The 18341-nt window shown below is 47.6% G+C and carries 20 protein-coding genes; 11 read left to right on the top strand and 9 right to left on the bottom strand.

The window, feature by feature from the left end; translation table 11 throughout:
- Window positions 1–86 precede the first annotated feature (86 nt).
- Window positions 87–2030 carry an ATP-dependent zinc metalloprotease FtsH gene (gene ftsH / locus U0008_RS02585; RefSeq protein WP_043490719.1) on the bottom strand — a complete coding sequence of 648 codons (1944 nt, stop codon included), beginning with the start codon at window positions 2028–2030 and terminating at the stop codon, window positions 87–89.
- Window positions 2031–2086: 56 nt separating this feature from the next.
- Window positions 2087–2713: a 23S rRNA (uridine(2552)-2'-O)-methyltransferase RlmE gene (gene rlmE / locus U0008_RS02580; protein WP_025798842.1), complete on the bottom strand. Its 627-nt coding sequence runs from the start codon at window positions 2711–2713 to the stop codon at window positions 2087–2089.
- A gap of 140 nt (window positions 2714–2853) precedes the next feature.
- On the opposite strand from rlmE, the gene yhbY reads away from it, so the two are divergent.
- The gene (yhbY, locus tag U0008_RS02575; protein ID WP_025798840.1) at window positions 2854–3147 is read left to right on the top strand and encodes a ribosome assembly RNA-binding protein YhbY; all 294 of its coding nucleotides are present in this window, start codon (window positions 2854–2856) and stop codon (window positions 3145–3147) included.
- Between the two features lie 139 nt (window positions 3148–3286).
- On the opposite strand, the gene greA is transcribed toward yhbY, so the two are convergent.
- The gene (gene greA / locus U0008_RS02570) at window positions 3287–3763 is read right to left on the bottom strand and encodes a transcription elongation factor GreA (RefSeq protein WP_025798838.1); all 477 of its coding nucleotides are present in this window, start codon (window positions 3761–3763) and stop codon (window positions 3287–3289) included.
- A gap of 275 nt (window positions 3764–4038) precedes the next feature.
- Between greA and dacB the strand changes: the two genes are divergently transcribed.
- From dacB to pmrB, 3 genes are read left to right on the top strand one after another with little or no spacing between them, the layout of a single operon-like run.
- Window positions 4039–5472 (top strand): serine-type D-Ala-D-Ala carboxypeptidase, encoded by a 1434-nt coding sequence (gene dacB, locus U0008_RS02565; protein ID WP_025798836.1) that lies wholly within the window; start codon window positions 4039–4041, stop codon window positions 5470–5472.
- 37 nt (window positions 5473–5509) lie between these two features.
- Entirely contained in the window at window positions 5510–6172 is a 663-nt protein-coding gene (gene pmrA / locus U0008_RS02560; RefSeq protein ID WP_025798835.1) for a two-component system response regulator PmrA, read from the top strand.
- Window positions 6169–7233 carry a two-component system sensor histidine kinase PmrB gene (pmrB, locus tag U0008_RS02555; protein ID WP_025798834.1) on the top strand — a complete coding sequence of 355 codons (1065 nt, stop codon included), beginning with the start codon at window positions 6169–6171 and terminating at the stop codon, window positions 7231–7233. The genes pmrA and pmrB overlap by 4 nt, the downstream gene beginning before the upstream one ends.
- A gap of 68 nt (window positions 7234–7301) precedes the next feature.
- Here pmrB and cgtA read toward each other — a convergent pair whose 3' ends face one another.
- From cgtA to rplU, 4 genes are all read right to left on the bottom strand, one after another.
- Window positions 7302–8474, bottom strand: coding sequence for an Obg family GTPase CgtA (gene cgtA / locus U0008_RS02550; RefSeq protein ID WP_043490717.1), 1173 nt, complete (start codon window positions 8472–8474; stop codon window positions 7302–7304).
- Window positions 8475–8540: 66 nt separating this feature from the next.
- Window positions 8541–9482 carry a DMT family transporter gene (locus tag U0008_RS02545; RefSeq protein ID WP_025798831.1) on the bottom strand — a complete coding sequence of 314 codons (942 nt, stop codon included), beginning with the start codon at window positions 9480–9482 and terminating at the stop codon, window positions 8541–8543.
- 90 nt (window positions 9483–9572) lie between these two features.
- Window positions 9573–9830: a 50S ribosomal protein L27 gene (gene rpmA / locus U0008_RS02540; protein WP_004093693.1), complete on the bottom strand. Its 258-nt coding sequence runs from the start codon at window positions 9828–9830 to the stop codon at window positions 9573–9575.
- A gap of 18 nt (window positions 9831–9848) precedes the next feature.
- Window positions 9849–10160 carry a 50S ribosomal protein L21 gene (gene rplU / locus U0008_RS02535; RefSeq protein ID WP_004093692.1) on the bottom strand — a complete coding sequence of 104 codons (312 nt, stop codon included), beginning with the start codon at window positions 10158–10160 and terminating at the stop codon, window positions 9849–9851.
- Between the two features lie 259 nt (window positions 10161–10419).
- On the opposite strand from rplU, the gene ispB reads away from it, so the two are divergent.
- Both ispB and U0008_RS02525 read left to right on the top strand, forming a co-directional pair.
- Window positions 10420–11391, top strand: a complete 972-nt coding sequence (gene ispB, locus U0008_RS02530) for an octaprenyl diphosphate synthase (protein ID WP_043490714.1) — start codon at window positions 10420–10422, stop codon at window positions 11389–11391.
- A gap of 212 nt (window positions 11392–11603) precedes the next feature.
- Window positions 11604–11915: a helix-turn-helix domain-containing protein gene (locus U0008_RS02525; RefSeq protein WP_043490711.1), complete on the top strand. Its 312-nt coding sequence runs from the start codon at window positions 11604–11606 to the stop codon at window positions 11913–11915.
- A 53-nt stretch (window positions 11916–11968) separates the two neighbouring features.
- Here the strand turns inward: U0008_RS02525 and mdh are convergent, their stop codons facing one another.
- On the bottom strand, window positions 11969–12907 hold the full coding sequence (gene mdh, locus U0008_RS02520; RefSeq protein WP_025798823.1) for a malate dehydrogenase: 939 nt from the start codon (window positions 12905–12907) through the stop codon (window positions 11969–11971).
- A 468-nt stretch (window positions 12908–13375) separates the two neighbouring features.
- Here mdh and argR point away from each other — a divergent pair, with 468 nt between their 5' ends.
- The 3 genes from argR to yhcN (U0008_RS02505) all read left to right on the top strand — a co-directional run bounded on the left by argR (window position 13376) and on the right by yhcN (U0008_RS02505) (window position 14925).
- Complete coding sequence (gene argR, locus U0008_RS02515; RefSeq protein ID WP_004093684.1) at window positions 13376–13846, top strand: transcriptional regulator ArgR; 471 nt, start codon at window positions 13376–13378, stop codon at window positions 13844–13846.
- Between the two features lie 415 nt (window positions 13847–14261).
- Window positions 14262–14525 carry a peroxide/acid stress response protein YhcN gene (gene yhcN, locus U0008_RS02510; protein ID WP_025798820.1) on the top strand — a complete coding sequence of 88 codons (264 nt, stop codon included), beginning with the start codon at window positions 14262–14264 and terminating at the stop codon, window positions 14523–14525.
- Between the two features lie 136 nt (window positions 14526–14661).
- Window positions 14662–14925, top strand: a complete 264-nt coding sequence (gene yhcN, locus U0008_RS02505; RefSeq protein ID WP_025798818.1) for a peroxide/acid stress response protein YhcN — start codon at window positions 14662–14664, stop codon at window positions 14923–14925.
- A 180-nt stretch (window positions 14926–15105) separates the two neighbouring features.
- On the opposite strand, the gene mpl is transcribed toward yhcN (U0008_RS02505), so the two are convergent.
- Window positions 15106–16485, bottom strand: coding sequence for a UDP-N-acetylmuramate:L-alanyl-gamma-D-glutamyl-meso-diaminopimelate ligase (gene mpl / locus U0008_RS02500; protein ID WP_043490708.1), 1380 nt, complete (start codon window positions 16483–16485; stop codon window positions 15106–15108).
- 168 nt (window positions 16486–16653) lie between these two features.
- On the opposite strand from mpl, the gene fbp reads away from it, so the two are divergent.
- Window positions 16654–17658 (top strand): class 1 fructose-bisphosphatase, encoded by a 1005-nt coding sequence (fbp, locus tag U0008_RS02495; protein WP_025798814.1) that lies wholly within the window; start codon window positions 16654–16656, stop codon window positions 17656–17658.
- A gap of 134 nt (window positions 17659–17792) precedes the next feature.
- Complete coding sequence (gene ppa, locus U0008_RS02490; RefSeq protein ID WP_025798812.1) at window positions 17793–18323, top strand: inorganic diphosphatase; 531 nt, start codon at window positions 17793–17795, stop codon at window positions 18321–18323.
- Window positions 18324–18341: the final 18 nt, after the last annotated feature.

Below are 18341 nucleotides of genomic sequence, written 5' to 3'. Positions count from 1 at the left end.
GGTGGGTATTTGAACGCAAAAAAAAACCCCGAGCAAGTCGGGGTTTGTCTGTCAGCACACGATATTGGCTACATCAGTCAGCGCGATTACTTCTCGCCGGTGTTGCCAGTTGTGATGTTGTCATCAGAAGATGGCGTATTCAGCTGTTCTTCCGCTGGCTTATTCACTGGAGCTTGAGGAGCGCCACCGTTGTCTGAACGGTTATTTTGCTCTTCTTCCCAGCCAGCCGGTGGACGAACTTCGCGGCGAGCCATTAGATCATCAACCTGCGGAGCATCGATAGTTTCATATTTCATCAATGCATCTTTCATCGCATGCATGATATCCATATTGTCTTCCAGCAACTGGCGCGTGCGCGCATAGTTACGCTCAATCAATGCTTTCACTTCTTGGTCGATGATGCGTGCAGTTTCGTCAGACATGTGTTTTGTCTTAGAAACCGAACGACCTAAGAACACTTCACCTTCTTCTTCCGCATACAGCAATGGACCCAGTTTTTCTGAGAAGCCCCATTGGGTCACCATGTTACGAGCGATTGTGGTCGCCTGTTTGATGTCCTGTGATGCGCCAGTAGAAACATTTTCAACGCCGTAAATCAGTTCTTCAGCCAAACGACCACCGTAGGCAACGGAAATCATACTTTCCAGCTTCTGACGGCTGTAGCTGATAGCGTCGCCCTGTGGCAGGAAGAAGGTCACACCTAACGCACGACCGCGCGGAATAATAGTGACTTTGTGTACCGGGTCATGTTCAGGAACCAGACGACCGATGATCGCATGGCCTGCTTCATGATACGCGGTAGATTCTTTCTGCTCTTCGGTCATGACCATAGAACGACGCTCTGCGCCCATCATGATCTTATCTTTGGCTTTTTCAAACTCAACCATCGATACAACGCGTTTGTTAGTACGGGCAGCAAACAAGGCAGCTTCGTTAACTAAGTTAGCCAAATCAGCACCGGAGAAGCCTGGCGTACCACGTGCAATAACAGATGCATCAATGTCTGTTGCCAATGGCACGCGACGCATATGAACTTTCAGGATCTGCTCACGACCACGTACGTCTGGCAAACCAACCACAACCTGACGGTCGAAACGGCCTGGACGCAGCAGCGCAGGGTCCAGTACGTCTGGGCGGTTAGTTGCGGCAATAACGATGATACCTTCGTTACCTTCAAAACCATCCATCTCAACCAGCATCTGGTTCAGGGTTTGTTCACGTTCATCGTGACCACCGCCTAAACCCGCACCACGTTGACGGCCTACGGCGTCAATTTCATCGATGAAGATGATACATGGGGCTGCTTTCTTCGCCTGTTCAAACATGTCACGGACACGGGATGCACCCACACCGACGAACATTTCAACAAAGTCAGAACCGGAAATAGTAAAGAACGGAACTTTAGCTTCACCCGCGATGGCTTTAGCCAGCAAGGTTTTACCTGTACCTGGAGGACCAACCATCAAGATGCCTGTCGGGATCTTACCGCCCAGTTTCTGGAAACGGCTTGGGTCACGCAGGTATTCCACTAATTCGGCAACTTCTTCTTTTGCTTCGTCACAACCGGCGACGTCTGCAAAAGTGGTTTTGATCTGATCTTCGGTCAGCATGCGAGCTTTGCTCTTACCGAACGACATGGCACCTTTGCCACCGCCGCCCTGCATCTGACGCATAAAGAAGATCCAGACCCCAATAAGCAATAGCATTGGGAACCAAGAAATGAAGATTGAAGCCAGCAAGCTTGGCTCTTCCGGCGGTTCACCAACCACTTTTACATTCTTCGTTAACAGAGAATCCAACAGCTTAGGATCGTTAACTGGAATGTAGGTGGTGTATTTGCCGCTGTCTTTCTTGATTACGTTAATTTCACGTCCATTAATACGGACCTCACGTACCTGATCCTGATTAACCTCAGTTAGGAACGTAGAGTAATCCACCCTACGGCTGTTCGATTCGCTGGGCCCAAAGCTCTGGAACACAGACATCAGCACTACTGCGATGACCAGCCAGAGGATTAGGTTTTTCGCCATGTCACTCAAGGGATTAACCTCATATTACAACTGTGTTAACAATAAGCATCAGGGTACTATAGTTTCCGCCCTGTCGCTACGATGTATACTTCCCGCGAACGTGCTCGGGATGCATCAGGCTTACGAATCTTAACCTTCGTAAACAGGGAGCGGATCTGCGTAAGGTACTCATCAAAGCCCTCTCCCTGGAACACTTTCACCAAAAAACTACCGCCAGGAGCTAAAACATCCTTGGCCATTTCCAGCGCTAATTCAACCAGATACATTGAGCGCGGAATATCTACCGACGGCGTACCACTCATGTTGGGAGCCATATCCGACATCACAACCTGTACTTTATCCTCACCCACGCGTTCGGTCAGCGCTTTGAGAACTAATTCATCACGAAAATCGCCCTGAAGGAAATCGACACCAACGATAGGATCCATAGGCAGAATATCGCAGGCAATCACTCGCCCACTGTTTCCGATTTGTGTGACCACATACTGTGACCATCCTCCCGGCGCAGCACCCAAGTCAACAACGGTCATCCCAGGTTTAAACAGTTTGTCAGTGCTTTGTATTTCATCAAGTTTAAACCAAGCACGAGAACGAAGTCCCTTTTTCTGCGCCTGAATGACATATTTGTCACTAAAGTGTTCGTGCATCCAGCGGTTTGAGCTGGCGGAACGTTTTTTACCCATCTGATATTAACTCTCTAAACAACAGTTTCATCCACTCAGTTGCTTCGGAGTGTCCATGACAATGTAAGACCGATTTGGTGATACACTGGAGATGGCGGTAGAATGTACCGTTTTCAATCCCAACCTAAGCAAAAAAGACGATGAATCTGAATAACAAGCAAAAACAGCACCTAAAAAGCTTGGCCCATCCGCTCAAACCTGTTGTGCAATTAGGCAACAATGGTTTGACTGAAGGTGTTCTCGCTGAAATTGAACAGGCGCTAACGCATCATGAACTCATCAAGGTGAAAATTGCCGCTGAAGAGCGCGAAACCAAAACCTTGATTGCTGACGCCATCGTCCGAGAAACTGGTGCGTGTCAAGTGCAGCTGATCGGTAACGTATTAGTCATTTACCGCCCAAGCCAAGAACGCAAGATCAGTTTACCGCGTTAATACCTTTTCGTATAAAGAAAAGATATAGCACAAACTGAGATGCTTTCTCACCCTAATAGAAAGGCCGCATTGCGGCCTTTTTCTTATCTTTACAAAACTTATTGCCGATTGTACAAACTCTCAGCAACATCAAGAAAAATCAGATGTATTCGACCTTCAAAATTTCGAATTCAACTTCGCCACCAGGAGTTTTGATCACCACAATATCCCCCTGTTCTTTGCCGATAAGACCGCGTGCAATCGGTGAGTTCACCGAGATGCGGTTGTGTTTAAAATCAGCTTCATCATCGCCCACGATCGAATAAGTCAGCTTATCTTCAGTGTCGAGGTTCTCAACGCTTACCGTACAACCAAAAATCACACGGCCAGTATTTGGAATTTTAGTAACATCAATCACGTTAGCGTTTGAAAGCTTCGCTTCGATTTCCTGAATGCGGCCTTCACAGAAACCTTGCTGTTCACGAGCTGCGTGGTATTCGGCGTTCTCTTTCAAGTCACCATGCTCGCGCGCATCGGCGATGTCGGCAATGATTTGCGGACGGCGAGTACCTTTCAAATACTCTAACTCTTCACGCAGTTTTTCTGCGCCACGCAACGTCATAGGAATCTGGTTCATAATTTAGTCACCTTAAATCTATTCTGCTTAAGTCGCCCTCATCCTGACGCCATCGATGGATGGCCGGAAGCGATCGGCTGAAGGTTCGAAAATGCGCCCTCAGACCTTGGCGTTGAATAAAAAAATATTAACTCGGGGTCAAAAAACCCAAGTTAAAATCGATTTTGCATTTTGACGGCTATTTTAACGTAGAGTTCAGCAAGTATCATCGTTTACTTTAACCCTAGATGCACCGTAGTATGACAGGCACGTTACTCTGTAGTTATCCCGGGATTATGCAATTTTCACGAATTATCAGTGGATTGGCTTGTGCCTTAGCTTTTAGTACTCAAGCTGCGCCCGTCCAAGATTACACCCAATATTTGCCAGATGGCGCTAACTTAGCCCTTTTGGTGCAAAAAATAGGCTCCCCGACCCCTGCCATTGATTTTCATGGGCAGCAAATGGCGTTGCCTGCTAGTACGCAAAAAGTCATCACTGCACTAGCGGCACTGCTTCAGCTCGGGCCTGACTATCGCTTTTCAACCACCATGGAAACCCGTGGTTCTATTAGCGACGGAAAGCTAAAAGGCGACTTAATCGTTCGCTTTGGCGGTGATCCAACGCTGCGGCGCCAGCATATCCGCAATATGGTGACGGCGCTGAAAAAACAGGGCATCAATGAAATTACGGGGGATATTTTGATCGATACCTCCGTGTTTGCCAGCCATGACAAAGCGCCCGGATGGCCATGGAATGACATGACCCAGTGCTTTAGTGCACCACCTGCGGCAGCTATTGTCGATCGCAACTGTTTCTCGATTTCACTTTATAGCGCGCCGAAAGCCGGTGATACCGCGTTTATCCGCGTCGCGTCGTATTATCCCGTACATATGTTTAGCGAAGTGCGCACCTTGGCCAAAGGCTCCCCTGACGCGCAATACTGCGAGCTGGACGTAGTGCCGGGAGAGCTAAACCGCTTTACCGTTACGGGTTGCCTGACTCAGCGTTCTGAGCCACTACCGCTGGCGTTTGCGGTTCAAGATGGCGCAAGCTACGCCGGTGCTATTGTGAAAGATGAGCTTCGTCAGTCTGAAATCCAAATCGATGGCAACCTGCGCCGTCAAACAACGCCTAACGCTGCTGCGACTATTTTGGCTCAGACCCAATCAGCCCCGCTGAGCAGCTTGCTGCATACGATGCTGAAAAAATCTGACAACATGATTGCCGATACCGTATTCCGTACTATCGGTCATGAACGCTTAGGCGTTCCAGGCACATGGCGAGCAGGCGCTGACTCTGTACGGCAGATCCTGCGTCAGAAAGCGGGGATCAACTTGGGCAATACAATTTTGGTCGATGGCTCTGGTTTGTCTCGTCACAATCTGATTTCACCCGCGACCATGATGCAAGTTCTGCAATATATTGCGCAAAACGATCAGCAGCTAAACATTATCTCAATGTTGCCTTTGGCCGGCCACGACGGAACCTTACAGTACCGCGGCGGTCTTCATGAAGCAGGGGTCGATGGGAAAGTCTCAGCGAAAACCGGCTCTCTGCAAGGGGTATATAATTTAGCTGGCTTTATTACGACGGCAAGCGGTCAGCGAATGGCATTCGTCCAATATCTTTCGGGTTATGCTGTTCCACCACAGGATCAAAAAATCCGCCGTGCACCGCTGGTTCGCTTTGAAAGTCGACTCTATCGGGATATATACCAAAACAATTAGTGATATCTAAATAACAGGCTATTTGAAGCTAAGTGCTATGAAAATACTGATTGTTGAAGATGACGAACTTATCCAGCAGGGGCTTGCAAAAGCCCTCGCTAACGAAAGTTACGCCTGTGATTGTGCCGCTACAGCGGCGCAAGCTAAAAGTTTGGTACAAGTTGGACAATATAGCTTAATCATTCTTGATCTTGGATTGCCCGATCAAGACGGTGCGTCACTGCTCCGCCAATGGCGACGCAGCGGCGTAGATGTACCGGTTCTCATACTCACCGCTCGCGATGCTATTGAAGATCGCGTTGGTGGTTTAGACGCCGGCGCTGATGATTATTTGGTAAAACCTTTCGCTCTGGTTGAGCTACAGGCCCGTGTTCGCGCATTAATTCGTCGTTTTCAGGGCCATAGCGATAATCTGTTGCAGGTTGAGAACATTATTCTCAACCTTTCAACCCAGCAGGTGACTTTCGAAGGTCAGCAAATTGAGCTCACCCCTAAAGAGTTTGCTCTATTATCTCGCCTCATGATGCGCGCTGGCCAAACGGTCAATCGCGAGATCTTACAGCAGGATCTTTATTCTTGGCAGGATGATCTAAGTTCAAACACGCTAGAAGTCCATATCCACAATCTTCGCCGTAAGCTGGGTAAAGAACGCATTAAAACAGTTCGCAGCGTGGGCTATCGGTTGGAAAGCCAATTATGATCAGCATGCGGCGCAGTCTATTAATCATGCTGGCGCTGATTTTGCTGGTCACTCAACTTGCAAGCGCACTTTGGCTTTGGCATGAAAGCCGCGAGCAAATCGGTTTTCTGGTCAATGAAACACTCAGCGCCAAAGCACGTGACTCACATGTGGAAAAAGAGATCCGTGAGGCGATTGCTTCACTGCTGGTTCCCTCGCTGGTAATGATGTCTTTCACGTTAATTCTATCTGCTATTGCTATTAGTTGGATAATCCGCCCGCTTAATAAGCTGCAGCGGAGACTCGATAAACGCTCTGCAGACAATCTCACGCCGATTATTATTGATAGTAATATGCAAGAGATTGCGGCGGTTACCGGAACGTTGAATCAGCTATTTGCCCGCCTTAGCCATACCATTCAGCAAGAACGCTTATTTACCGCTGACGCGGCGCATGAGTTACGCACACCGTTAGCCGGTATTCGTTTGCATCTAGAGTTGCTAGAGCAAGGCGGTGTGCCTGAAGCTCGCGCTTTAGTGACTCGCATCGACCAGCTCATGCACACCGTTGAGCAGTTACTGATGCTGTCACGCGCGGGGCAAAATTTTGCCAGCGGTCATTATCAAACCATCGATCTGGCGCAAGATGTCATTCCGCCGCTCAAGAGCGAACTCACCGAAATGTTGGCATTAAGGCATCAAACCTTAGAGATCGACACGCCAGAGCCTGCACAGGTTCTTGGTGACGCCGTGCTGATACGCTTGATGCTACGTAATCTTGTTGAGAACGCCCATCGTTACAGCCCTGAACATTCGACCATTCGAATCAAAACGGTCAGCAATGAAAAAGGCGTTGAACTCAAAGTTATCGATCAGGGGTGTGGAATTGATGAATCTAAGGCTGGCGAGCTAACACAGGCATTTCGTCGTATGGATCAGCGCTACGGCGGCAGTGGGCTAGGCTTAAATATTGTGATTAGAATCGTTCAGTTGCATCAAGGAAAACTGACGCTCAAAAACGTTGAAACCGGCACAGGGCTCATCGCGAACTGCTGGTTACCCCATGACATTCTAGCTCGCTAGTATTAGATTTCGTGCATGAAAAAGGCTGCCATTGGCAGCCTTTTACTTAACAAGCAGACTAAGCAGGATTACTTCTGATAAATGATTTCGACGCCTTCGTCGTCATCTTCATCCCAATCATCATCCCAGTCTTCGTCGGCTTCAGCCTGTTCCAACTGTTCGCGATGATAGTCATCCCACATGAACTCGGCTTTCTTGGCTTTTTCTTTCTCTTCTTCCACTTCAGCATCGCGTGGCTGTGTATCCAGGAAGTGCATAACATCCCAGCACAGCGCGTTAACGCCTTCACGGTTAGCCGCAGAAATCAGATAGTGCTTGTCTTCCCAGCCCAGAGCGTCTGCAATCGCCTGTGCGCGTTGTTTGGCTTCTTCAGGATCAAGGATGTCGATCTTGTTGAAAACTAACCAGCGTGGCTTTTGGGACAGTTTTTCGCTGTATTGGCCCAGCTCGTTGATGATCACTTTCGCGTTCTCGATAGGATCGCTTTCATCGATAGGTGCTAAGTCAATCAGGTGCAACAGCACGCGGCAACGTTCCAAATGCTTGAGGAATCGAATCCCCAAACCAGCGCCTTCAGAAGCCCCTTCAATCAGACCGGGGATATCCGCAACCACAAAGCTTTTTTCGTGGTCCATGCGCACAACGCCAAGGCTTGGAACCAGCGTGGTAAATGGATAGTCGGCGACTTTCGGTTTTGCCGCAGAAACGGCGCGAATGAACGTGGATTTACCCGCATTCGGTAAGCCCAGCATGCCCACATCGGCCAGCAACAACAGTTCTAATTTCAGATCGCGCTTGTCACCTTTGGTCCCCATCGTCTTTTGACGTGGAGCACGGTTTACGGATGATTTGAAACGGGTGTTACCCAGTCCATGCCAACCGCCTTTACCGACCATCAGTTTCTGACCGTGACGAGTCATATCGCCAAGGACTTCACCGGTATCTAAATCGACAACGCGCGTTCCGACTGGAACTTTGACCGTAATATCATTACCGCGCTTACCAGTACAGTCACGGCTTTGGCCGTTCTGACCACGTTCTGCACGGAAAGACTTCTCAAAGCGATAGTCAATCAGGGTATTCAGGTTTTCATCGGCCAGCAGATAAACATCGCCGCCGTCACCGCCATCGCCGCCGTCTGGGCCGCCACGCGGAATATATTTTTCACGACGGAAGCTGACGCAGCCATTGCCGCCATCACCGGCTTCGATGTGAATCGCTGCTTCATCTACAAATTTCATTTACTGTCTCCGTAAATCATTTACCGGGCTGCTTAAGCTGAGCAACCTAGCTGTGTAAGCTGTTAGCTAGTTTTGTTCGGCCCGACGCGGCCACCAACGGTGACCCACCGCGGAAAACATTGCTCCGGCTACCACCACAAGTGCTCCGATGTACCCCACCGCATTTAACGAAGGAGGAAGGAACATATCTGGCCATACCAAAGCTAACAAGTCAGAGAACATCAGGGTAAACAGCGGGGTTAACGTCACCACCGCACTGACCTGAGCTGCCTGCCAGCGCGCCATAGCTTCTGCTAGCGCGCCATAACCAATCAACGTGTTGGCACCACAAAATATGAGGCAGGCTAACTGCCAGCCATCCAGCTGAAAAATAACCGCCGGCTTCGCCAACGGAAATAAACATATCGCACATAAAGTGTACAACAGCCAAAGGATCTGTTGTGAAGCTAATCGCCGTAACAGCACTTTCTGAGCGACACCATAGCTTACCCAAACGGTCGCAGCACCAACGCCGAGAATAACGCCCAGCGTATAAGCCGTAAGTTGGGTAAATATTTCTTTCAGACTGACGTTAAAAAACAACAGCAGCCCGCTAATCAACATACATGCGCCAATCACCTGAGTGATGCGCATTTTCTCTTTCAAAATCAGAACACTGGCGAACATCATCCCAACGGGAGATAGCTGGCCTATGACCTGTGATGCCGTAGGACTTAAATACTGCAACGAACTGCTGAACAGAACGAAGTTACCCAGTAAACCGCAGGTCGCAATAATGAGCAGAACCAGCCAACGTCGATGCTTAAAAACACGCATCGGCGGCAGTTGCTTACGTGAGTAAAGAATGAAAAACAATCCAACTGAAGCGATCAAGAAGCGATACCAGACAATGGTGTAAGGTTCCATTACCTGTAAAACCTGCTTCATGGCGATTGGCAACGCGCCCCAGAAAACCGCCGTAGTGAGAGCTAGACATATACCCACTTTGACGTTCTGATTGCTTTCCATACTCAGCATCCTTGGCCTGATTTGGCCCTAAACGTAAAAAAGCCCCGCAAGATTATTGCGGGGCCTTACATCTATTTAGACGCGAAAAACTTATTCAGCAACGATGCTGATGAACTTACGGTTTTTCGGGCCTTTAACTTCGAACTTGACTTTACCGTCAGCCAAAGCAAACAGAGTGTGGTCACGGCCGCAACCTACGTTGTTGCCAGCGTGGAATTTAGTACCACGTTGACGAACGATGATGCTACCTGCCAATACTGCTTCGCCGCCAAAGCGTTTTACGCCCAGACGTTTAGCTTCTGAATCGCGACCGTTACGAGTCGAGCCGCCAGCCTTTTTATGTGCCATTAATCTGCTCTCCTAGAATTAAGCGCTGATACCAGTGATCTTAACATCAGTGAACCACTGACGGTGACCCTGCTGCTTACGATGATGCTTACGACGACGGAACTTAACGATAGTTACTTTCTCGCCACGACCGTGAGCAACGATTTCAGCCTTAACTTTGCCACCAGAAACAAATGGAACGCCAATCTTGATGTCTTCGCCATTGGCGACCATCAGGATCTGGTCAAACTCAACAGTTTCACCAGTTGCGATGTCCAGCTTTTCCAGGCGAATAGTCTGACCTTCGCTTACTCGGTGTTGTTTACCACCACTTTGGAAAACCGCGTACATATAAACTCCGCATTTCCGCACGCATGGTTCGTTGCCCAATACGCGCTATAAATATTCACAATAGGGCGCGAATTCTACGCAAAAATCATTCAGAAGACAAGGGTAGAATCAGGAGAAAAGAAGAAAAAAAACACAGTTCTCTTCGCGCCGTTTATCTAATACGTTTTTCAAGTACAATCATACTATAGTTGGTGGCTTGTGACAGCCTGCATGCGGGCTTTCGCCTGGCGGAAAATGGAAACACAGTTGAATTAATACAATGAACCTAGAACAAATTACTGAGTTAACCGCGCAGGACATGGCGGATGTAAACGCAACAATTCTTCAGCAACTAAACTCTGAAGTTAGTCTAATCAACCAGTTAGGCTACTACATTATCAGCGGTGGAGGTAAACGGATTCGCCCGATGATCGCAGTATTGTCGGCTAGAGCATTAAATTACGAAGGGGATAAACACATCACCGTCGCGGCGTTAATTGAATTTATTCATACCGCAACGCTGCTGCACGACGATGTGGTCGATGAATCCGATATGCGACGTGGCAAAGCTACGGCAAATGCGGCTTTCGGTAATGCTGCCAGCGTTTTAGTTGGTGATTTTATCTATACCCGTTCGTTCCAGATGATGACAAGCCTACAGTCTTTGCGCGTTTTGGAGCTGATGTCCGAGGCAACTAACGTTATTGCTGAAGGTGAAGTTTTACAGTTGATGAACGTTAACGATCCGAACATCACTGAAGAAAACTACATGCGCGTTATCTACAGCAAAACGGCTCGTTTATTTGAGGCGGCAGCGCAATCTTCGGCGATCCTTGCTGGAGCCACGCACGAACAGGAAATCGCCTTGCAAGACTATGGGCGCTATCTTGGCACCGCATTCCAATTGATCGACGATCTCTTGGATTACGATGCAGACGGGAAAACACTGGGTAAAAATACCGGTGATGACCTGAATGAAGGAAAGCCGACATTGCCTCTGCTACATGCGATGAAGCATGGCACACCGGAGCGTTCTGCGATGATCCGTAAAGCCATCGAAGAAGGCAATGGACGCCATTTGCTTGAGCCTGTGCTGGAAACAATGCACGAAGTGGGTTCACTCACGTATACCCGCCAACGTGCAGAAGAAGAAGCCGATAAAGCGATTTTAGCGCTACAAGCATTGCCAGAATCAAGCTACAAAGAGGCACTGATTGGGCTCGCTAATATGGCGGTAGATAGAAAATTCTAATTTTCTTTTTTTAGAAACAAAAGGAAGAGCCGAAAGGCTCTTTTTTTATGTAAAATCTTTATTAAACATAATAATAGAATAAATATAACGAGTTTCTTATTATTGAAATAATTGGAAATTAATTGAAATTTAAAGAGTGTTTTTAGATAGTAGCAATACACGCAAACCTTATTTCTCTCCCCTGTTTATGTGTCATTGCAAAGGAATGAATTATGGCAGAGAGTCAATGCCTAGAAGATTGGCATCATGCAGATATTATTGCTGCATTACATAAAAGAAATATTACGCTCAGTGGGTTATCAAGAGCCTCAGGGCTCTCAAGTACCACGCTATCGAATGCCTTGACTCGCCCTTGGCCAAAAGGTGAGTTAATTATTGCTCACGCCTTAGGGATACACCCTTCTGAAATATGGCCAAGTCGCTATTTTGATATCAGTACGCATCAACTGATTGATAGACAGCGGCTCATGCGCCAACGCAAACCAAAAAAAATAAAACCGCCAGCAATAAAAGCCGGCGGTTAAATTCAGATGGAACAGGTAAACGGGTGTATTGACCACCCGTATTCCATCAACAATTATTTGTTAACGAAGGTTTCGCCCAGTTCGATATCTTTATGCAGAACATCTAACATACCTTCCAGCGCTTTTTGTTCAAAGGCGCTCAAAGTACCAATAGATTTGCGTTCAACAATGCCTTCTTTACCCAGCAGCAATGGCTGTGCGAAGAAACGAGCATATTTGCCATCACCTTCAACGTAAGCACATTCCACAACGTTGCTTTCGCCCTGCATAGCGCGGACCAGAGACAAACCGAAACGTGCCGCAGCTTGGCCCATAGACAGCGTTGCTGACCCGCCACCGGCTTTAGCTTCAACAACCTCGGTCCCCGCGTTTTGAATACGTTTGGTCAGATCGGCAACTTCCTGCTCAGTGAAGCTCACACCAGGGATCTGAGACAGCAGTGGCAAAATAGTCACGCCAGAGTGGCCGCCAATAACAGGCACTTCAACTTCTGCCGGATTTTTGCCTTTCAGTTCACCAACAAAAGTATTTGAACGGATAACGTCCAGAGTGGAAATACCGAACAGTTTATCTTTGTTATAAACGCCGGCTTTCTTCAGCACTTCTGCTGCGATAGCTACCGTGGTGTTCACTGGGTTAGTGATGATGCCTACACAAGCTTTAGGACACGTGCTAGCAACCTGCTCAATCAGATTACGTACGATACCGGCGTTCACATTAAACAGGTCGGAGCGATCCATACCCGGTTTACGAGCAACACCCGCAGAAATCAATACGATATCCGCGCCTTCCAAAGCAGGGCGCGCATCTTCACCGCTGAAACCTTTGATTTTAACGGCTGTTGGGATGTGGCTGAGATCGACGGCGACACCTGGGGTGACTGGCGCAATATCATAAAGGGAGAGTTCTGAACCTGAAGGAAGCTGAGTTTTGAGAAGAAGGGCTAAAGCCTGACCAATACCGCCGGCTGCGCCGAGAACTGCAACTTTCATTCTATACTCCTTGATTTATCTTTAATTTAAGAGTGCCGTGAATGCATTACCGCGCACCTTAGTCCATCATGTCTTAAAAAACAATCTGTTAACACAAAGATTGGGATATGACGCACTAATTCCATGTCCTACTGCAAGGTTTATAATAAAAAATAGCTTATGCATGAAAGATATAGGGCCACAGAGTAGGAATTCGTTGCGCACTTATCACAGCTCATTACCCGGCCATTACATTACACCCTTCTTTTACATCACAACAACATCATTTTAATAACAATCTATTTACGAATGCCGATGACATAACCAAAGTTCCCGCTAACATATTCATTTTATGGGCAAGGTGGTAAAATCATCACCTTGCCGGTTTGAACTCTATAGTGACCGACTTAACGTTTTCCGCACTTAAATTGCATAAAAATTCATTATTACGCATAATAATGTTCTCTATTTCTATTCCTACGGTGAAGAATGCGAACTCCAACAAAACAAGAAGACTTGATCAAGGCATTCAAGGCGCTGCTCAAAGAAGAGAAATTCAGTTCTCAGGGTGAGATCGTGCAGGCTCTGCAAGATGAAGGCTTTGAGAATATCAACCAATCCAAAGTATCTCGTATGCTGACCAAATTTGGTGCCGTCCGTACACGAAATGCCAAAATGGAGATGGTGTACTGCCTGCCAGCAGAACTTGGCGTTCCGACTACGAGCAGCCCGTTGAAGAATCTGGTTCTCGACGTGGATTACAACGAATCCGTTGTCGTTATCCATACCAGCCCAGGCGCAGCGCAATTAATTGCACGCCTATTGGATTCATTAGGCAAATCAGAAGGGATTTTGGGAACTATCGCAGGTGACGACACAATTTTCACCACGCCTGCAAAAGGGTTCTCCGTTGAGCAGCTGCACGACGCTATTTTGTCGCTGTTTGATCAAGAACTGTAATCCGGTTCTCAGGCCTGATATCTGTCAGGCCTATGATTGCCCCCATGCGCCCTCCTCAAACTTGCCGTACTCTTTTCCGCTTAATTACACAACTCACACAGCATGATTCGCTACTTCAAATAGCATTAATGGTCAATCAGTCCTATATCTATATTCCTGCCGGTCACAAACGCTACGGACCGCACATTTTGCAACATGATGTTACTTTATTGATTTAATTAGACTTTAGTCTTAAAAGTGTGTTTTTTGCGCTGTTTTTATTCCATTTAGATCTATTCATCAAAACAATACCAAACAAATAAACCTAACAAACCATTAGCTCGCTATTAATTTTTCGAGTTACTAGGTGTACACTTGTTTTCGTGATTTGAATCACAGTTCAAAACTAAATAAAACAATATCTGAGGGATACATCATGAAAATTAAAACTACTATTGCAACTCTAGCCGTTCTTTCTTCTCTTTCTTTCGGCGCATTCGCTGCTCAATTAGTTGATAACGCACAGGCATCAAAAATGCAGCCTGTTGGCACCATCAGCGTAAGCGGCGTAAGCGCAGCCCCTTCTGATATCAGAGCGGCTCTGTCAGCTAAAGCCGATGCGCAAGGCGCAACAGCTTACCGCGTAGTTGAAGCCCGCAACGAAGGCTCATTCCACGCAACTGCTGAAATCTACAAATAAAATACGGATTCACCTGCTTTGCGGAGCACAAACTCCGTAAATGAATCGCTAAAGTTAAACCGCAGTGACCAAAAGAATATCGTCATTGAATCTAAGATCGAAGTACTGCGGCAGAATGAAAAATAGGAAAATAATCATGAAAATCAAAACTACCGTTGCTGCTTTAAGTCTTCTTTCTATGGTTTCTTTTGGTGCTTTTGCTGCGCAATCCATCAGCGCACAGCAGGCTTCCTCTATGCAATCCATTGGCACTATAACCATCAGTGGTATCGATGGTTCGCCTTCAGATATCAAAGCACAGCTGTCCGATAAAGCTGATGCCAAAGGCGCTACCGCATTCCATATCGTTGAAGCTCATTTGGATGGCAACTACCACGCCACCGCTGAGATTTACCGTTAATTATTAAGATGTTTCATCATAAGGCTGGCGCTTCCTGTGTCTAACCCGATTCAGCCAGCTAACACTCTCGTCTAACCCGACGAACCCCATTGCCTCCGCTTGCGGAGGCTTTTTTTTATCAAAATATCAGGCACAAAAAAGCCGTGGACTAAGCCACGGCTGATTCATTAGAGCGGCAACTTACTGTTGCTCAGCAATCTCTTGCTTGTGCTCAAGTGCTTTCAACAATTTGCTATGGATACCTTCAAAGCCACCGTTGCTCATCACCAAAATATAATCGCCAGGCTGCGCTGTTTTAGCGATCATATCTACCAGAACATCAACGTCGGCGCTCCAGTGAGCCGGCTGAACACAGGCCTCTGCCACTTCAGTGACCAGCCACGGAATGTGATGTGGCTGGAATAAGAAGACCTCATCCGCACGGCCAAGCGCCGGGGCTAGGTCATTCTTAGATACGCCCATTTTCATAGTATTAGAGCGCGGTTCCAACACAGCAAGAATGCGTGCGGTTCCACCGACTTTGCTGCGTAAAGCCGCCAGCGTTGCCAAAATAGCCGTAGGATGGTGTGCAAAATCATCGTAAACCTTCACGCCAAAGGCTTCGCCACGAAGCTCTAAACGACGACGGGCATTAATAAAGCTTCCCAAGGCACGGCAAGCATCGGCAGGCAACACGCCAACATGACGGGCAGCGGCAATCGCCATCAAGCCGTTATGCATATTGTGCTCACCCACTAAGCCCCAGCTAACCTCTCCCACGACTTCACCATCCAGCAAAACTTCGTAATGGCTAGCATCTGGATTGAGTTTACGCGCGTTCCACGTTCCCTCTTCACCACTAAGCTCTTGCTCACTCCAGCAACCCATCCCCATAACCTGTTTCAGATTGGCATCGTTGCTCGGCAAAATAATACGGCCTTTGCCCGGTACCAAACGAACTAGATGATGGAACTGTTTCTGGATCGCTTTAAGATCGTCGAAAATATCCGCATGATCAAACTCAAGATTATTGAGGATCAACGTACGCGGGCAGTAGTGCACAAACTTGGATCGTTTATCAAAGAAGGCACAATCGTACTCATCGGCCTCGATCACAAAGAATGGGCTGTTGCCCATACGAGCGGAAACGTCAAAGTTTCCAGGAACGCCACCAATCACAAAGCCTGGCTCATAACCGCACTCTTCCAAGATCCAAGTGACCATCCCTGCCGTTGTGGTTTTGCCGTGGGTACCTGCAACCGCAATCACCCAACGATGGCGTAGAACTTCATCATGCAGCCACTGTGGACCAGAAACGTATGGGATCCCCTGCTCCAGAATAACTTCCACGCAAGGGTTGCCACGCGTCATTGCGTTACCAATGATCACCAAATCAGGTGCAGGATCTAAATGGGAAGGATCATAACCTTCCATCAATGTGATCCCTTCTTTTTCAAGCAGCGTGCTCATCGGCGGATAAACATTGGCATCAGAACCCGTCACTTCATGTCCTAACGTCCGAGCCAGCAAAGCAAGGCCGCCCATAAATGTGCCGCAGATTCCAAGAATATGAATGCGCATATCGTTTCCAGTTGATTACATCGAGTCAGTTCACATTCTAACGCTGTGAACGGCTTAGGCGAAATGGAATTACCTAGGAATCACTTTATACATTGGCTAGAATAGCTGCGAAAACGTTGGCGGTTTGTAAATAAATCGCTACTCCTTCGCAGAATCAGGGAATGTGTCATGAAAACTTTAGGCGAGTTTATCGTCGAAAAGCAGCAAGATTTTCCACACGCTACTGGCGAACTAACCGCTCTCCTCTCCGCAATTAAACTGGGTGCCAAAATTATCCACCGCGATATCAACAAAGCGGGTTTAGTGGATATTCTCGGTGCAAGTGGTGCGGAAAACGTGCAGGGTGAGGTTCAGATGAAACTGGATCTCTATGCCAATGAAAAACTCAAAGCCGCTTTAAAAGCGCGTGGAGAGGTGGCGGGTATCGCATCGGAAGAAGAAGACGATATTGTTATTTTTGAGGGCGATCGCGCCAACAACGGTAAATATGTCGTTTTAATGGATCCGTTAGACGGTTCTTCCAACATCGACGTTAACGTGTCGGTCGGTACGATTTTCTCTATCTATCGCCGCATTACGCCAATTGGGCAGCCGGTTACCGAAGAAGATTTCCTGCAGCCGGGAAATTGTCAGGTTGCCGCTGGTTATGTGGTTTATGGCTCTTCAACGATGCTGGTATACACCACCGGCAACGGAGTTCACGCCTTTACCTATGACCCATCGCTGGGCGTATTCTGCCTGTCACATGAACGCGTGCGTTTCCCTGAAAAAGGCAATATGTACTCCATCAACGAAGGGAACTACATCAAATTCCCTCTCGGCGTGAAGAAATACATTAAGTATTGCCAAGAACAAGACGAAGCGACTCATCGCCCTTATACCTCACGCTATATTGGTTCTTTGGTTGCCGATTTCCATCGTAACCTGCTCAAGGGCGGTATCTATATTTACCCAAGCACCGCAAGCCATCCTTCTGGCAAACTGCGTTTGCTGTATGAATGCAACCCTATGGCATTCTTAGCTGAGCAGGCGGGCGGTAAAGCGACCGACGGTTTCCGTCGTATTCTGGATATCGCACCGGAAAAACTGCATCAGCGTGCACCTTTCTTCGTTGGCACCAGCTCTATGGTAGAAGACGCTGAACGCTTCATGAGCGATTTCCCAGACGCCTAATCCTGCCTCCCGGTAAATTTCAAGCGTGAGGCGACAAGCCGAACGCTTGAAAGATGTCGGGCAGACTGTTCATTTGTGGAGTGACCGCTATAATAGCCGTCACTCCATTTCTGGTTTGATTAAAGGAAACCGACATGAGCTTGATTAACGTCCCTGCTGGCAAAGACATGCCAGAAGACATCTACGTAGTTATCGAAATTCCAGCTAACGCTGATCCAATCAAATATGAAGTAGACAAAGAAACAGGCTGCCTGTTCGTAGACCGTTTTATGTCTACCGCGATGTTCTACCCATGCAACTACGGTTACATCAACCACACTCTGTCTCTGGACGGTGATCCGGTTGACGTTCTGGTCCCAACTCCGTACCCACTGCAGCCAGGTTCAGTCATTCGTTGCCGCCCAGTTGGCGTGCTGAAAATGACTGACGAAGCCGGTGAAGATGCGAAGCTGGTTGCTGTTCCACACAGCAAAATGACCAAAGAATACGATCACGTCAAAGATGTGAACGATCTGCCTGAACTGCTGCGTGCCCAAATCTCCCACTTCTTTGAACATTACAAAGATCTGGAAAAAGGCAAGTGGGTTAAAGTTGAAGGTTGGGATAACGCTGAAGCCGCTAAAGCTGAAATCGTTGCCTCTTTCGAGCGCGCTAAAAACAAATAATTGTTTTCACGTGCACGA

The sequence above is a fragment of the Hafnia alvei genome (genome assembly GCF_034424155.1).
In the GTDB taxonomy this organism is placed as follows: Bacteria; Pseudomonadota; Gammaproteobacteria; order Enterobacterales; family Enterobacteriaceae; genus Hafnia; species Hafnia alvei.
This window is presented reverse-complemented; position numbering and strand designations above follow the sequence as displayed.

Coding starts and splice junctions, on each gene's coding strand:
- mpl (WP_043490708.1), bottom strand. CDS start 16,485: ATGCGCATTCATATTCTTGGAATCTGCGGCACATTTATGGGCGGCCTT.
- ftsH (WP_043490719.1), bottom strand. CDS start 2,030: ATGGCGAAAAACCTAATCCTCTGGCTGGTCATCGCAGTAGTGCTGATG.
- mdh (WP_025798823.1), bottom strand. CDS start 12,907: ATGAAAGTTGCAGTTCTCGGCGCAGCCGGCGGTATTGGTCAGGCTTTA.
- rpmA (WP_004093693.1), bottom strand. CDS start 9,830: ATGGCACATAAAAAGGCTGGCGGCTCGACTCGTAACGGTCGCGATTCA.
- yhcN (WP_025798818.1), top strand. CDS start 14,662: ATGAAAATCAAAACTACCGTTGCTGCTTTAAGTCTTCTTTCTATGGTT.
- ispB (WP_043490714.1), top strand. CDS start 10,420: ATGAACCTAGAACAAATTACTGAGTTAACCGCGCAGGACATGGCGGAT.
- cgtA (WP_043490717.1), bottom strand. CDS start 8,474: ATGAAATTTGTAGATGAAGCAGCGATTCACATCGAAGCCGGTGATGGC.
- yhcN (WP_025798820.1), top strand. CDS start 14,262: ATGAAAATTAAAACTACTATTGCAACTCTAGCCGTTCTTTCTTCTCTT.
- pmrA (WP_025798835.1), top strand. CDS start 5,510: ATGAAAATACTGATTGTTGAAGATGACGAACTTATCCAGCAGGGGCTT.
- rplU (WP_004093692.1), bottom strand. CDS start 10,160: ATGTACGCGGTTTTCCAAAGTGGTGGTAAACAACACCGAGTAAGCGAA.
- rlmE (WP_025798842.1), bottom strand. CDS start 2,713: ATGGGTAAAAAACGTTCCGCCAGCTCAAACCGCTGGATGCACGAACAC.
- argR (WP_004093684.1), top strand. CDS start 13,376: ATGCGAACTCCAACAAAACAAGAAGACTTGATCAAGGCATTCAAGGCG.
- ppa (WP_025798812.1), top strand. CDS start 17,793: ATGAGCTTGATTAACGTCCCTGCTGGCAAAGACATGCCAGAAGACATC.
- yhbY (WP_025798840.1), top strand. CDS start 2,854: ATGAATCTGAATAACAAGCAAAAACAGCACCTAAAAAGCTTGGCCCAT.
- fbp (WP_025798814.1), top strand. CDS start 16,654: ATGAAAACTTTAGGCGAGTTTATCGTCGAAAAGCAGCAAGATTTTCCA.
- U0008_RS02545 (WP_025798831.1), bottom strand. CDS start 9,482: ATGGAAAGCAATCAGAACGTCAAAGTGGGTATATGTCTAGCTCTCACT.
- pmrB (WP_025798834.1), top strand. CDS start 6,169: ATGATCAGCATGCGGCGCAGTCTATTAATCATGCTGGCGCTGATTTTG.
- dacB (WP_025798836.1), top strand. CDS start 4,039: ATGCAATTTTCACGAATTATCAGTGGATTGGCTTGTGCCTTAGCTTTT.
- greA (WP_025798838.1), bottom strand. CDS start 3,763: ATGAACCAGATTCCTATGACGTTGCGTGGCGCAGAAAAACTGCGTGAA.
- U0008_RS02525 (WP_043490711.1), top strand. CDS start 11,604: ATGGCAGAGAGTCAATGCCTAGAAGATTGGCATCATGCAGATATTATT.